14 protein-coding genes and 2 tRNA genes are annotated in these 15541 nt (G+C 27.4%); 2 read left to right on the top strand and 14 right to left on the bottom strand.

The genetic code is table 11. The features are described from left to right. Window positions 1-63: 63 nt before the first annotated feature. From ACAG39_07680 to ACAG39_07625, 12 genes are read right to left on the bottom strand one after another with little or no spacing between them, the layout of a single operon-like run. On the bottom strand, window positions 64-1434 hold the full coding sequence (locus ACAG39_07680; GenBank protein ID MEZ0537121.1) for an undecaprenyl-phosphate glucose phosphotransferase: 1371 nt from the start codon (window positions 1432-1434) through the stop codon (window positions 64-66). 2 nt (window positions 1435-1436) lie between these two features. Continuing rightward, the gene (locus tag ACAG39_07675) at window positions 1437-2318 is read right to left on the bottom strand and encodes a glycosyltransferase family 2 protein (protein ID MEZ0537120.1); all 882 of its coding nucleotides are present in this window, start codon (window positions 2316-2318) and stop codon (window positions 1437-1439) included. Between the two features lie 4 nt (window positions 2319-2322). Then, window positions 2323-3168: a dTDP-4-dehydrorhamnose reductase gene (gene rfbD, locus ACAG39_07670; GenBank protein MEZ0537119.1), complete on the bottom strand. Its 846-nt coding sequence runs from the start codon at window positions 3166-3168 to the stop codon at window positions 2323-2325. Window positions 3169-3173: 5 nt separating this feature from the next. Further along, on the bottom strand, window positions 3174-4184 hold the full coding sequence (locus ACAG39_07665; GenBank protein MEZ0537118.1) for a glycosyltransferase family 2 protein: 1011 nt from the start codon (window positions 4182-4184) through the stop codon (window positions 3174-3176). Window positions 4185-4235: 51 nt separating this feature from the next. Then, entirely contained in the window at window positions 4236-7223 is a 2988-nt protein-coding gene (locus tag ACAG39_07660; GenBank protein ID MEZ0537117.1) for a glycosyltransferase, read from the bottom strand. A 24-nt stretch (window positions 7224-7247) separates the two neighbouring features. Further along, window positions 7248-8186, bottom strand: a complete 939-nt coding sequence (gene rfbB / locus ACAG39_07655) for a dTDP-glucose 4,6-dehydratase (protein MEZ0537116.1) — start codon at window positions 8184-8186, stop codon at window positions 7248-7250. Between the two features lie 12 nt (window positions 8187-8198). Next, window positions 8199-8660, bottom strand: a complete 462-nt coding sequence (locus tag ACAG39_07650; GenBank protein MEZ0537115.1) for a dTDP-4-dehydrorhamnose 3,5-epimerase family protein — start codon at window positions 8658-8660, stop codon at window positions 8199-8201. 14 nt (window positions 8661-8674) lie between these two features. After that, complete coding sequence (locus tag ACAG39_07645; protein ID MEZ0537114.1) at window positions 8675-9406, bottom strand: sugar phosphate nucleotidyltransferase; 732 nt, start codon at window positions 9404-9406, stop codon at window positions 8675-8677. Window positions 9407-9436: 30 nt separating this feature from the next. Next, the gene (locus ACAG39_07640) at window positions 9437-10171 is read right to left on the bottom strand and encodes an ABC transporter ATP-binding protein (GenBank protein ID MEZ0537113.1); all 735 of its coding nucleotides are present in this window, start codon (window positions 10169-10171) and stop codon (window positions 9437-9439) included. Window positions 10172-10186: 15 nt separating this feature from the next. Beyond that, window positions 10187-10963 (bottom strand): ABC transporter permease, encoded by a 777-nt coding sequence (locus ACAG39_07635; protein ID MEZ0537112.1) that lies wholly within the window; start codon window positions 10961-10963, stop codon window positions 10187-10189. Window positions 10964-10990: 27 nt separating this feature from the next. After that, window positions 10991-13219 (bottom strand): O-antigen ligase family protein, encoded by a 2229-nt coding sequence (locus ACAG39_07630; GenBank protein MEZ0537111.1) that lies wholly within the window; start codon window positions 13217-13219, stop codon window positions 10991-10993. Between the two features lie 6 nt (window positions 13220-13225). Beyond that, a complete protein-coding gene (locus tag ACAG39_07625) occupies window positions 13226-13861 on the bottom strand; it encodes an MBL fold metallo-hydrolase (protein ID MEZ0537110.1) in 636 nt (211 codons plus the stop codon). A gap of 124 nt (window positions 13862-13985) precedes the next feature. Between ACAG39_07625 and ACAG39_07620 the strand changes: the two genes are divergently transcribed. Beyond that, window positions 13986-14714 (top strand): class I SAM-dependent methyltransferase, encoded by a 729-nt coding sequence (locus ACAG39_07620; GenBank protein ID MEZ0537109.1) that lies wholly within the window; start codon window positions 13986-13988, stop codon window positions 14712-14714. A gap of 58 nt (window positions 14715-14772) precedes the next feature. Here the strand turns inward: ACAG39_07620 and ACAG39_07615 are convergent. Together ACAG39_07615 and ACAG39_07610 are read right to left on the bottom strand one after the other, a co-directional pair. Then, window positions 14773-14848: transfer RNA gene (locus ACAG39_07615), tRNA-Glu, on the bottom strand. Window positions 14849-14853: 5 nt separating this feature from the next. After that, window positions 14854-14929: transfer RNA gene (locus tag ACAG39_07610), tRNA-Lys, on the bottom strand. 154 nt (window positions 14930-15083) lie between these two features. On the opposite strand from ACAG39_07610, the gene ACAG39_07605 reads away from it, so the two are divergent. After that, window positions 15084-15506, top strand: a complete 423-nt coding sequence (locus ACAG39_07605) for a hypothetical protein (GenBank protein MEZ0537108.1) — start codon at window positions 15084-15086, stop codon at window positions 15504-15506. The last annotated feature ends 35 nt before the right edge of the window (window positions 15507-15541 follow it).

Genomic DNA, 15541 nt, shown 5'->3' with positions numbered 1-15541 from the left:
ATGTTATATCTCTTATTTTTTCCCATAAAATAATGTATACAATGCAATTTTGTTTTTAAAAAATCAATATGCATTCTCCATAAATTTACCTTTAAAGATCGTTGCAAATAATATTTTAATATCAAGTGAGAATGTCCAGTTTTCTATATATTCTATATCATATTTTATCCTTTCCTCAATTGAAGTATCTCCTCGTAAACCATGAACCTGTGCAAGACCAGTTATTCCCGGGCGAACTCTATGTTTTATCATATATTTAGGTATCTCTTCCTTAAACTTTTCAACAAATTGTGGTCTTTCTGGTCTTGGGCCTACTAAGCTCATATTACCAATTAACACATCCCAAAGTTGAGGTAGTTCATCGAGTGATAGCTTTCGCAAAATCTTACCTATTGGTGTTCTTCTTGGATCATCTTTTGTAGTCCATTTATTCTTTTCTTCATCTGGCTTTTGAACTTTCATTGTTCTAAATTTATGCATTTTAAAAATTCTTCTGTTATAGCCTACCCTTTCTTGTGTAAATATTATTGGTCCTTTTGATGTTAATTTTATCATTATGGCTATAATTAAAAAGATAGGCAAACATATAATAAGCCCAAGCAATGATACAATAATATCAAAGCTTCTTTTTATAAACCTATTTGTCCATTCATCTAAAGGAGAATACCTCACATTTATTAAAGGTATATCATCAATAGCTTCTATCTGTGCTTTTGAAGGTATATATTTTAAATAATCTGGAATTATATATGTCCTTACTCCATATTTTTCACAAATATCAATAATTTTATCAAGTTTATGGTATTCTTCTAATGGTATTGAAATGATAATTTCATCAACAGTATTATTTTTTATTATTTTTTCTAAATCAGAAGTTTTCCCTAATATATCAAAATCGGTTTTGTAATCATCAATATAGCCTATTATTTTATAGTTTTTGTAAGATGTAGTTTGAAATTTCTTATGTAGACCCTTTGATAGATTATTCTTACCAATAAATAATATATTTTCGCTTTTTACTACCCTATTTGTTGCCTGAACTAAATAACCTGAAAGAAGTCTTGTAATAATATTAAACAGAATATTTATGGATACAAAAATTAATAAGAATATTCTCGAATAGTCAATTTGTTTTACAACATAGAAGAAAACTACAACAAAAATAATTGAGAAGAAATTAGCACGTAGAACTAAGTATATTTCTTGAAAGATATTTATTTTTTTTAAATATTGTTGTGTATTTGAAGATAAAAATAAAAAAAATGGTATATATATTGCAATTATTAATAAATAACTGCTTATATCCAAGTGTCCAGTTTTAGGAAATAGATTGCTTTCAAATTTTATATACCAGGCAATAAAAAAAGAAAGGAAAGCAAATATAATATCAATAAGTTTAATAATGTTAATATATAACTTTTTTATATTATGCATTGTTATTTCCCTTTCCTTTTGCTTTTCAACTTTGCAGATAAAAGCTTTAGATACTTTATGCTTTTTACTGCTATATATATTAAAACTGCAACTGTTTTTGGATATTCGTCAATGTAATGCTTTTTATAAAATATCCACATAGAATCATAAAATGCCGAAATTACTTTAGGATTTGTCCTACCAGAGCCTTTTTTATGGTGATAAATAACTGCATCTGCAAAGTAGTAAACCTTCCAGTTGTTTTTCTTCGCTCTAAAACAGTAATCAATATCCTCACCAAACATAAAGAAATCTTCATCTAATAGCCCTATTTCTTCTATTACCTCTTTTCGAATAAGCATAAATGCTCCAACTACAGAGTCAACCTCATATGACTTATTTTCATCAAGATAAGTAAGATTATACCCTGCAAAAAACCTGTTTTTTGGAAAAAGTTTTGATAAACCAAATATTTTAAAAAATGAATTCTTAGGAGTTGGAAAACCCCTTCGGCAAGCAATATCAAGTTTTCCATTTGTTAATAGTACTTTACAGCCAAGTATTCCTATCTTTTTATTATTTTCTTGTTCCATAAAATCAAGGCATTTATCTAATGTATCTTTTAGAATCTGCGTATCAGAGTTTAGCAATAATATGTACTTTCCTTGTGCTTTTTTGATTCCAATATTATTAGCAACCGAAAAGCCATCATTGCTTTTATTTCTGATTAGTAGAGCATTTTTAAATTCATTTTCAACCATGTCAGGACTTTTATCTTGAGAGTTATTATCAACAACAATAACTTCAAAAGAATACTTTTTTGGGGGATTTTCAAATATAGATTTTAAAGTATCTCTTAAAAGATTAATTGTATTGTAATTTACAATGATAATTGATAGATCCATTTAATTATAATCTTCCTTTCATTTCAGAAGCAAACTCCTCAAATGCCTCTTCCCAATACCTCATTTTTAAGCTTAACTCTAACCTTAACATCATTTTATCAAGGCTTGAGTTTTTAGGTCTTTTAGCTGGACGAACAAATTTATCAGATGTAGTTGGCTGCAAATCACAGTCTATATTAAATTCTTTTAATATCTTTTGAGTAAAGCCATACCAAGATGTTGTCCCTTCATTGGTGACATGGTATATACCATACTTTTCGGTTTCCATCAATAATTCTATGATTTTGGCAACATCTCTTGTAAATGTTGGGTTACCCTTTTGGTCATCAACAACCTCTAATTTCCCCTTTTCTTTTGCTAATCTAATTATGGTTTTTACAAAGTTATTGCCTTCTATACCATAAAGCCACGCTATTCTTAAAATAAAGTATCTATTACAAAATTCCTTTACAAAGTTTTCTCCAGCCAATTTTGATTTACCATAAATGCTTTGTGGATGTGGCACATCAAATTCATTATATGGTGTTTGTTTTTCACCATCAAAAACATAATCTGTAGAGATATAAATTAGTTTTGCGTTAACCTTTTCGGCTGTAATTGCTAAGTTCCTTGTCCCAATTGCATTTACTTTAAATGCTAAATCAATTTCATCTTCACACTTGTCTACATTTGTATATGCAGCACAGTGGATAATGTGGGTGGGTTTTATTTCATTAATAAGCTCAATTGTTTTTTTGTTGTCTGTAATATCCAGCTGGTCAATGTCTATACCTATGTATTTATATTTCCCATCAAATTGTCTAATAACCTCTTGCCCAAGCTGCCCTTTCGCACCGGTAATAAGAAACATTGTTATCACTTCCCAAAAAATTTTATATATATTCTAAGCAAATTCTCATAAATAAAAATAGCAGTTGATTTAACTAAATACCATTCAAGTTTTATATTTGAAATTTTCTTTTTTTTCATATTTTCTTTTCTTTTATGCTTAAATTTATATAATGTTGTCAAGCCTTCTTTAATGCCATTGATATAAACTTTTCCAAATCCTTTCTTTGTAAAAAATATAAGTTTTATTAGGTATCCCAAGAAAATAAAAGGAAAATTGATAATAAAATGAAATAATGGCATATTTTTATATAATACATATATTGAGTTTCTTGAAGTTAGTCTAACTTTAAATTCATTATACTTACTACCTGTTGTAGCACTACCTATATGAAGAACCTCAGCATCTGGACAATAAAAATTTTTATATCCCCTCATTAATGCTCTTAAACCTAAATCAACATCCTCAAGATATGCAAAAAAATCTTCGTCAAAATAGCCTATTTCATCAAGAATCTTTTTATTATATATTGCTGCTCCACCACATGATGAGATAATTTCGTAAGGTTTATCATATTTTTCTTTAGGCAGCCCATTTCCTCTTTTATAATGCCAACCAAGTATTGTATAATAGTCTCCTGCATCATCAATTATACAAGGATTATTATTCTGTATCATTTTTAAAGAATAAGAAAATATACTAGATTTATTTCTTACGTAATGCAAAATATTTTTAACAAAGTCCTTATCTAAAATTGTATCATTATTAAGTGCAATCACATATTCTACATCACTCATCTTGATTCCATTATTAACAGCAACTGAAAATCCATAATTTTTATCTAGTTTTAATATTTCAATATTTAATTTATTTTTTTTAAAAGAATTAATTATATCAATACTTTTATCATTCGAATTATTGTCAATAATTATTATACTATAGTTATTATTTGTTTGATTTAATAGTGAATTTAGGCAAGAATTTAAATATTTATATCCATTATAATTTGGAATAATAATTGTAATTATTTTTATCACCCTAATCTTATATAACTAATACACATAAAAATTATTCAATCCTTTATATAACTATATTTTTATTACATAATCTTCATAATTAAGGTCAAAGTTTTTATTAAAATAAGGATCTCCTTCTTTTAGTACCTTATACCATTTTTGAGTAAATAAATCTATCTCTTTCTTAAACCTAAGTTGCTTTTCTATAGTATCTTCATAACCTCGTGTTTTTGATTCATAATGATAAAGCTCCGCATATGGTGTTAATACAACCTGATAACCTTTTTCTCTTACTTTCAAACATAAGTCTATATCATTAAATGCTACTTCAAATCTTTCATCAAATCCATTGACTTCATTAAAAACTTCTTTTCTTATCATTAGGCATGCTCCTGTTACTGCACTAACATTTCTTGTTACAAGAAAATTACCTAAATGTCCAGAATAATATTTATTTTTTAATCTACCAATATGACCTGCTACACCTCCCATTCCTATTACTACACCAATATGTTGAATTGTATTATCATAATACAACAATTTTGCTCCTACAATACCTACATCTTTCATCATTATTATCTCAATCATATTACTTAACCAATCATCAGAAATCACTTTAATATCATTATTTAAAAATAATAAAATATCCCCGTTTGAATATTTAACCGCAAAGTTATTCACTAACGAATAATTAAATTTAGATTTATATTGAATAATTTTTATATTATTATATTTTGAAGATAAATTATTATAATATTCAAAAGTTTTGTTTTCATTACTATTATTTTCACAAATAATTATTTCATAATTTTTATATGTTGTTAAATTTATTATTGAATTAATACATGGTTCAAGATATTTAATATTATCTTTATTTGGAATAATAATTGATACAAAAGGTTCTTTTTCATATTTATATCTTATATTATATCTCCCATATACTGGTCCGTTTTCTACATACCCATTAATATCTAATCTTTCCAAATGATCGCTTAATGCCTTTTTTGCTGATTCATATGCATATAGCTTTGTTTCAGGTTTTAATGCTGTAGAATTATTTGAAATCCTCCAATGATATAGAATTTTAGGAACATGGAATATTTCTTTGGAAATTTCAGTGGCTCTTAATATCAAATCATAATCTTGACTACCATCATAACCTTCTCTAAAACCACCTATTTTTTTAATTAAACTTGTTTTAACTACACTTAAATGTGTAATATAGTTGTAGCTTCTTAATGTAAAAGGACTCCAATCTGGCTTAAAATGAGGATCAAATCTCTTTTTTCCATCTTCTGTTATCTTATCTTCATCAGAATATATAAAATCAACATTAGGCTTTTCATTAATAACTTTTACTACTTCAAACAATGCAAAAGGTGGTAATAGATCATCATGATCAAGTAAAGCAATATATTCACCCGTTGCTAAGCTTAACGCTTCATTAGAATTTCCAGCAATACCTTTATTTCCTTCTAATAATTTTACTTTAATTCTACTATCTCTTAAAGCATATTCTTTTAATATATCTCTTGTATTATTTTTGCTTCCACCATCAGCTATACATAATTCCCAATTTTTATAAGTTTGGTCTAGAACAGATTCTATCATATCAACTAAAAATTCCTTCGGTGTATTATATGTTGGTACAACAATGCTAATTTTAGGTTCAATCATAAACTTTGTATTTCTTTGTGTAATTAAATCTTTTTCTTTTGGTTCATTTTTGTCAATCCATGCTTCACAAATATTATCAAAAAACTTTTTTATATATATTCTACTTTTTATTAAATTTACGCTAGTTATATTATAGTCTGATATATTATACTTTTCATCAATAAAAACATAGATTCCTTTTTGACCTATATTTTCTATAGTTATTTCATATTTTTTATTAGAAGAATCTTTAATTGGTTCAAATTGAAAAATAGTATAATCATCATCCTTTATATCTATATCCTTAACAGTAACTTTTCTTATTAATTTATTTGTATTAATATCTTTTATTTTTAACATAATTGATATACCATAATTAATTTTTTTATTTGTAAAAATATCAATTCTATTAAAATTATTTTCATTAATTTCAATATTAAATTTTATTGATTTATCTAATAAATATTTTATTTTATTAGATATATCAGCCTCACATAATAAAGAATCATATTCTATTGGAGTGTAATTAGAGTTAATTTTATTTTTAATTAAACTATATGTTCCTTTAATACCAATCGATTTAACCTTAGTTATAATTTTTAATATATTAACTATATTAAATAATTTAACTAACTTATGCATTATTCTGCTCAATTTAATTGCTTTATGAAATATTTTATAAATCTTTTCTTTAGTTTTATAAATATATAATAATAGTTTCCATCCTTTTGATCTATAGATTTTATTTAATTCCTCTTGTAATTGAGTCATTAAATATCCCAACTGTTTATTTTTTTCTTTTATAAACATATTTTCTTCAACTAACTTGCTATTATATATCTCACTTCTACAAAGAACAAATGAATCCTTACTTATAATTTCTGTTGTATTATATCTATAATCCAAAACAAATCCATATTTTGCAAATAAATTTATCCATTCAATATTAGTTTTTATATTAATATGAGTTGGATCATCAAATGCCGAACTGGTAGATGATATTATAATTATATTGGTACAATTTGTAATATTTTTGATAACTTGGTCAACATATTCATTTGGAATATGTTCTAATACTTCAATACATGTAATTAAATCATATTTTTCTTTTATAGGCTCATGTGCAGATTGAACCCAAACAAAAGGTTTTAAATCTTCTCTTACCTGTGATATTGCATATTCTGATATATCAAATCCATATGCTTCAACACCTCTATCCCTAAGGCATTCAACTAATAAACCTTTTGCACAGCCTACATCAAGTGTTCGTTTTGGATTAAATGTCTTTATAATGTAATCAGCAATATCTCCAAAAAATTTCATTATTGTTTCAAAATTTCTGTCATATGGATTCCCATTAAAATAATTATTATAGTATTTATCATTATAAATGTCAGAACTCATAGCTCTAAAACCTCTCTTAGCTGATTATTCCCCATACCACTCCACAGTCCTCTTTATCCCTTCATCAAACTCATACTTAGGTTTCCAACCTAATTCACTTTGTATCTTACTTGAATCAATTGCATATCTTCTATCGTGGCCGGGTCTATCTTTGACAAAGGTAATTAAATTTTCTGGTTTACCTAATATCTTTAGTATTAGTTTTACAATGTCAATGTTTCTCCATTCATTATTCCCGCCAATATTATAAATCTCACCTATTTTCCCTTCTTTTAAAACCAATTCGATAGCTCTACAATGGTCTTCTACATATAACCAATCTCTTATATTTTGTCCATCACCATAAACAGGTATAGGATTGTCTTTTATTGCATTAAGAATAATAGTTGGAATAAATTTTTCTGGATGTTGATATGGCCCATAGTTATTTGAACATCTTGTTATATTTATGGGTAGTCCATAAGTCTTATAATATGCTCTTGCTATCATATCTGCTGATGCTTTTGATGCTGAATAAGGACTATTTGGTGATAGTTGCGTTTCTTCTGTAAAATAACCAGTTGGACCTAATGAACCATATACCTCATCAGTTGAAATCTGAATAAACTTTTTTATGTTATGTTGTTTTGCAACATCTAATAAAATTTGTGTTCCTAAGACATTTGTCTTAACAAATATATCAGGTCCTGTTATGCTCCTATCAACATGAGATTCTGCAGCAAAATTTATAACATAGTTTATTTCATAGTTTTTAAAAACATCATTTACTTTGCTTCTATCTGATATATCACCTTTTAAAAAAACATAATTAGGATGAGTTTCTATATCCTTTAGATTATCTAAGTTTCCTGCGTATGTTAGCAAGTCATAGTTTATTATTTTAAACTCTTCTTTATTTATCATATATCTTATAAAATTACATCCTATAAAACCTGCTCCACCAGTTACTAATATTGTTTCCAATTAAAACACCACCTATCTATTCTTTGTTGTCCAATCAAAGTTTATCTCTTTATCATCCCATGCTATTCTATATTCATCTGGATTTTCTCTGTTATATGACATTGTTGTAAAATATACAATAATTGCTGGTTCATTTCCTAATACCCTATATCCATGTGCAACACCTTTAGGGATTAATAATAAAATCGGATTATTCTCTCCCAAGTAAAATACATTTGTTTTTTTATATGTCTTAGAATTCTCTCTTAAATCATATAAAACCACCTGTGCATTCCCTTTTGGAAAGAACCATAAATCATCTTGTAGCTTATGATAATGAAATGCTTTAATTACTCCCGGATAAGTTAACGACATTGAAGCTTGTCCAAACTTTTCTAAAAGATTATCATCATCTCTTAAAATTTCCATAAAAAATCCTCTATCATCAACATGTTTTTTGAGTTCTTTTACTTTTACTCCTTCAATAAGTTCCATTAAAAACACCTCATTTAAACATGGTGAAAATCAATGACTAAATTATCAGCTAACTCATTTGCTTTTTTCAATGATTCAAAAGTCCCTGCATCTGTCCACCAACCTTTTAATATATCAAAGGTTAGTTCTCCTCTTTTTAAATATTGATTATTAACATCTGTTATTTCAAGTTCATTTCTATGAGATGGCTTTAAGGTTTTAATTATTTCAAAAACATTGCTGTCATACATATAGATTCCTGTTACAGCAAAATTGCTTTTTGGATTCTTTGGCTTTTCTTCTATTGAAACTATATTTTCGCCTTTAAGTTCGGCTACCCCAAATCTATAAGGGTCCTGAACCTCTTTAATAAGAATCTTTGCACCTTTATCTTGCTTTTCAAAGTTTTTCACATATTCTGATATATCATCTTCAAAGATATTATCTCCTAATATTACTACACACTTATCATTTCCTACAAAAAAGTTGCAAAGTCCAAGAGCCTGTGCAATACCTCCTGCTTCATCTTGAATTCTATATGTAAATTCTACTCCAAAATCCTTTCCACTACCAAGAAGATTAACAACAGCTCCCATGTGTTCTTTACCTGTAATAATCATTATCTGGTCTATCCCAGCTCTTTTTAGTTTAAAAATTGGATGATATATCATTGGATATTTACCTACAGGTAATAAATGCTTATTGGTTACCTTTGTTAATGGATATAACCTCGAACCAGTTCCACCCGCTAAAATGATCCCTTTCATTTTTTATCATTCCTTTTCATTTTTCTGTTATTAACTTCTTTTGTAAACTTCACAAATCTCTTTAGTATGCCCAATCATCTTTAATTTGCCTTTTTCAAGCCATGCTACCCTTTTACACATTCTTTCAATCTGTTCAATTGAGTGAGATACCATAATAATGGTAACTCCGTTATCTATCATCTTTTTTATCTTATTTTCACACTTCTCCTGAAAATGAAAATCTCCAACTGCTAAAATCTCATCTACTATCAAAATCTCTGGTTCCACAATTGTTGCAATAGCAAAGCCAAGCCTTGCCTGCATTCCTGAAGAAAAGTTTTTTATTGGAACATCTAAAAAATCCTTTAGTTCAGAAAATTCAACTATTTCATCAAATTTTTCCTTCATAAACCTTCTTGAATGTCCTAAAATTGCTCCATTTAAAAATATATTCTCTCTTGCTGTTAAGTCATAATCAAAACCAGCACCAAGTTCAATTAGTGGAGCCATAGAACCTCTAACAATTACTTTCCCTTTCGTAGGCTTCAAAACCCCTGCAATAACCTTTAAAAGAGTACTTTTGCCTGCTCCATTTAGTCCTATAAGCCCAAAAACTTCACCTTTTTTTATATTTAAAGAAATATCTTGTAATGCCCAAAATTCCTGAAAATATAGTTTTCTAGTAATAAGTTTTACAAAATACTCCTTTAAGCTATCAATTTTTTCGTTTCCTAAATTAAACCTCATTGAAACATTTTGTATCTCAACTGCATATTTTTGCGACATATTTCCCTCCAAATCTTAGACATACAAAATGAAATCATTTTGTTTTTTGTAGAATATAACTGTACCAATAACAATAAAAAATATTGATATAATTAGGCATATCATTGTTTGGTTTATACTTGGAATTTTGCCGTTTATTAGTATATCTCTAAAATATTCTATATAATGATACATAGGATTTAATTCTACTAATAATCGATATTTTTCAGGGATTATTGTTTTTGGATAGAAAATTGGGGTAATATATGTCCATGCAGTAAGCCCTACCGAATATAAATGTATCATGTCCCTAAAAAATACAGCATATGATGATAATATAAGCCCCATACCAATTGAGAACATTAATACAAACAATAATGGTATTGGGAAAAGCAATATAGTCAAGCTTATTTTTATTCTCATTGCGATAATAACAATAAGTATAGCAAGTAGTGAAAATATAAGATTAATAAACGAAGATAATACCTTCGCAACAGGAAAAATATATTTTGGTATATATACCTTTTTTATCAATGGTGCATTATCAATTATTGATCTCATTGATATATTTGTTGATTCAGAAAAAAAAGTAAAAATTATCTGCCCACTAAGAAGATATATAGGATAGTTTTTTATATCAAACCTAAAAAGGTGTGAAAATACAATTGTCATAATTATCATCATAAATAGTGGATTTAATAAACTCCAAAGTAGTCCTAATGTAGATCGTCTATATTTTATTTTTACATCTCTTATAACAAGTTCATATAAAAGGTCTTTGTACTTAATAAAATTTTGAATATAAGTAGTCAAAATCATTTCTCTCCTTCATGAAACTTTTTATAAACCTTTTACCTTTTGATTTACGTAATTAACTATCTCTAAAGTTCTTTGGGTTGTTTCAAAAGGAGTTATTTTTTCCTGCCCAATTAATTCTTTAGGTATCTTTTCTCTTTCCTTTTTTAGCTTTTCAATCTCCTTTGGTATCTCTAAAACAACCTTATAATACCCCTTCGCCTTCTCTTTTTCTCCTTTACTCAAATAATAGTCTCCAACCTTAGCATATGCATCTGCTTTTATCTCATAGTTATATGGCTTTAAAGGTTGGAATTTAATTGCGTTGTTTATCTCTTTTAATCCATTTTCAATATCGCCATGTGATAATAAAAATGCTCCATAAGACATTCTAATCCTTGAGTTAAATCTATCATATGCTATTGCTTTTTTGTAATTTTCATTTGCTAATTGTAAAATTCCTGAATCTTTCTTCTGATCACCAAGTTTTGTTAATGTTGTAGCATAATCAAGCCTTGCAGATGCTAATAAAGGATCAGATGATACTGCCTTTGATAGATATTCATAAGCCTTTGGAATATCATTTACTTGTAATGCTTGACTACCTAAATTTGCGTTGTAATGTCCTACTCTAAAGTTAAGTGATATTATAATCAAAAAGAAGCATACAACTGCAACCATTGGTGAAAGAACTTTTGATGGCTTTTTTATTTCAAGTACTTTCCCTTCACTATCCAATAGTTTCTCTTTAACAACCGAATACAAAACTCCTAATGATGCAAATAATAAGACCTGAACAGATGCCAAGGAAAAATCAAAATCCCATATTGAATGAAGATAAAGCTGCACAGTTGCAGCAGTAACTCCCGCAATAATTATATTTGATAAATACTCTTTTTGTTTCCATGCTTTTAATACCTTTGAATAAAAGAAGTACAAAAGATATACTAATATACCAAACCCAATTATTCCGGTATCTAATAACACCTGCAAAAAGTAGTTATGTGATTGTGTTGTGAAATATAAATATGATTGATACATAAAATACAGTGATACCCATGTGCCACCACCATATCCAAAAATAGGGCTTTTTAAGAATATCTTAAGTCCATCTTTATAAAAAACAAGTCTTTCTTGAAAATTTCTTTCTTTAAAGCTAATTGATGCTATCTTTGAAACAAGATCCTGTGGTAAAAGTTTTTTAACATAAGCTATATATATACCAATTATTCCTATTATTACCACTATGATAAAACCAAAAAGATAAACCTTATTGCTAATTTTATTTAGTAAATTTTTAATTAATGTAAGTGCAAGGCATATAATAAAAGCTACTAAAAGCTCAATAAATAATAGTAAAAATAGCTTTAACTTGCTATTAGGATTCATTGAACTACTAATAGGCTTTAGAAGAATAACAACAGGTATCATCAATGCAACAAAATTAAATACAAGCGAAATCCTTTTTTCTCTTGGCAGCATTAAAAACATAATAAATAAAGCTATGGGTAGTGTTACATAACAGCCTCTTGAATAAGTAAATATAAATGCTGACGTTACAACTGAAGTCAATCCGAAATATAAGCTTGAAATAAATCTATTCTCATTTAAAAGAGCAAGTAAAAGTCCTAAAATCATTCCAAAAGCTAAAACTGTTCCTGCTGTATTGTGATATTGTAATGTGGAGTTAATCATATTCTGCACAAAAAGACCGTTCATAGCCATTCCAAATGGCCTTGATGATTCAGGAATAAGTCCCACAGATGCCTGAAATCCAAAAAAAGCAACACCTAATGTGGATATAAATAATGCATTTAGTATTATTTTTCTTTCTAAAATGCTTTTTGCCATTCTATATGCCATTATAAATATAGCAAAATAAAAGATGTATTTCATAAATTCTCCAATTGCAAGTCTTTTATTAGCTGCAAAGAAAAATGGTATAAAATATACACCTATAAATAGTAAAAGAAGATATTCAAACTTTTCTTTAAATAAAAATGTTTTTTCTTTGATGAACGAATAAATAACAAACGCAACAAATAATGAAAATATAATAGCTTGAAAAGCTAATAGTTCATAATCAAAGTAAAGCCCTCTATAAAATGGGCTCATCAAAACTACTAAGGATAATATTGCTAAAAACAAATAGTTAATCCATAAATAGCTATTATTACTTATATTATTGGATAAAATATTGATATTTTCTTTTTTATAAGCATTTTTCTTTTGCTTTTGTGCTGTCATATTAAATCTCCTCTCAAAATATAGCATTATTTTTTATCCCCTATGTTTTAAAACGTAAACATAAGGCCTATTGTTAGGAAGTCCATCAATTTCGATAGTATCTTTACCGGTTATATCAACATATTGAAAATACCTTGTAAAATCTTCTAATTTGCCTAAATCAAATTTTAGTTTTTCAGTCTTGTAGTGCATAGGAATAACTATCTTAGGCTTTATAGTTTCAACAACTTGATATGCAGCCTTGGCATCAATTGTATAAACTCCGCCAACAGGAATTAACAAAATATCTACTTGGCCAAGCTTATCTGATATATCAGTTGAAAGCGTATGTCCTAAATCACCAAGATGTGCCACTTTGAATCTACTTTCAAAAGTAAAAATAATATTTTCTCCTCTTTGTTTACCTAAAACATTGTCATGATAAGCTTTAATACCTTGAATTTTTATTCCTTTTATGTCATAATGTCCTTCTTTGTCTATTAATGTAAAATCACCTTTTACCTTATTTGTATATGCATGGTCATAATGTTTATGAGAAGTTGTAACTATATCAGCCTCAACATCGAAAACTGTATATCCTACTGATGCATCATATGGGTCGGTTAGTACCTTAGTTCCATTTCCAAATTCAATTAAGAAACTTGCATGGGCTAAATATGTAATTTTCATAACATAACCACCCCTTAAAAAATACTTAAGTATATTATATATTAATTTTATATCTTTTTTTATTACAAAACTCAATTAATTTTTTAAATAATGGGAATATATATTTAAAGGAGGTTATAACTTTATGGAATTTTATAAAATGCTTTCTATGTACTATGATGATATTTTTAAATTTGATGAAAATCAGATTTCATTTATAAAGACAAGAATAAAACCAAATTCAAAAGTTTTAGACTTAGCTTGTGGAACAGGTAGTATATTAATTGGATTATCTGAAACTTGCATATCTTGTACTGGTATAGATTTGAGTGAAGACTTACTTGATAAATTTAGAAAAAAGATAAATAAAAAGACTATTAAAAATAAGTTCAAAATAATAAATGATAATATGCTAAATTTTAAAAATCATGTTTTTGAAAAACTTGATGCCATATTATGTATTGGTAATTCTCTTGTTCATATATTAAATAAGAATGATTTGAAAAATCTTATAATAGATATAAGTACTTCATCTGATATGTTTATATTTCAAATACTTAATTATGATAGGATTTGTAATCTTCAAATCAATTCTTTACCTTCATTATCAGCATTAAATAATTCCATAATCTTTGAAAGAAAATATGTATTTGAAGATAATTTAATTAAATTTATAGGCAGAATTACAAAAAATGATACAAACTTAAAAGAAAGTTTTGAAAGCTTTGTTTATTTAAGGCCAATATTATTTAATGAAATAGATACTTTACTTAAAGACGCGGGATATAAAAACCTAAATTATTATGGAGATTACTTAGGAAATGTCTTTGATATAAGAAACTCATTTATGCTTATTGGCGTTTGTGAAAAATAAAACCTCCCCAAAATACAAAAAGGCTACCCATATTGGATAGCCTTATATTTTTCTGTTTTGGTGACCCCGAGGGGATTCGAACCCCTGTTACAGCCGTGAAAGGGCTGTGTCTTAGGCCTCTTGACCACGGGGCCATAAATGGTGAGCCATCCGCGACTCGAACGCGGGACACCCAGCTTAAAAGGCTGGTGCTCTGCCTGCTGAGCTAATGGCCCAAGATTGCCACAACGGTTTATTATTATAACAGATAATAATAGGTTTGTAAATGGTTTATTTTCCCAATTAATTTATTAAAAAAGTTATTTTTGAAATTGATTTTTTATTATTATATAATAATTTTAATGAATTTTGAAAATTGGAGGTAATGTTATGAGTGATAGGGAGATATTGGAACTGATACTTTCGAAAATAAGTAATATTGAGTCTGATGTTGCTACACTTAAAAATGATGTAAATGTTCTTAAAGCTGACGTTGCTACATTGAAAAATGATGTTGAAATCCTTAAATCTGATGTCGCTGCCCTTAAATCCGATGTTGAAATCCTTAAATCTGATGTTGCTACCCTTAAATCTGATGTTTCTATCCTTAAAGAAGAGTCAAAAGAGTTAAATAGAAGAATGAATATTGTATATGACCAAGTGGCAAATCTTACTGAATTTCAAACAGAAATGAGAATGTTTAGAGAAGAGGTAAATAAAAAATTTGATTTTATTATAAAAAGCCAAGATATCTATCGTGAATGGTTAGCTGAACATGAAATTGCAATTAGACTTCTAAAAAAGGCAAATTAAAATTACAATTTAGCTTATATAAAATTAATAATCAA

The organism is Caldicellulosiruptoraceae bacterium PP1 (genome assembly GCA_041320695.1).
Taxonomy (GTDB): Bacteria; Bacillota; Thermoanaerobacteria; order Caldicellulosiruptorales; family Caldicellulosiruptoraceae; genus JBGGOQ01.
The sequence above is the reverse complement of the archived record's forward strand: the minus strand, read 5'-3'. Positions and strand labels throughout refer to the sequence as shown.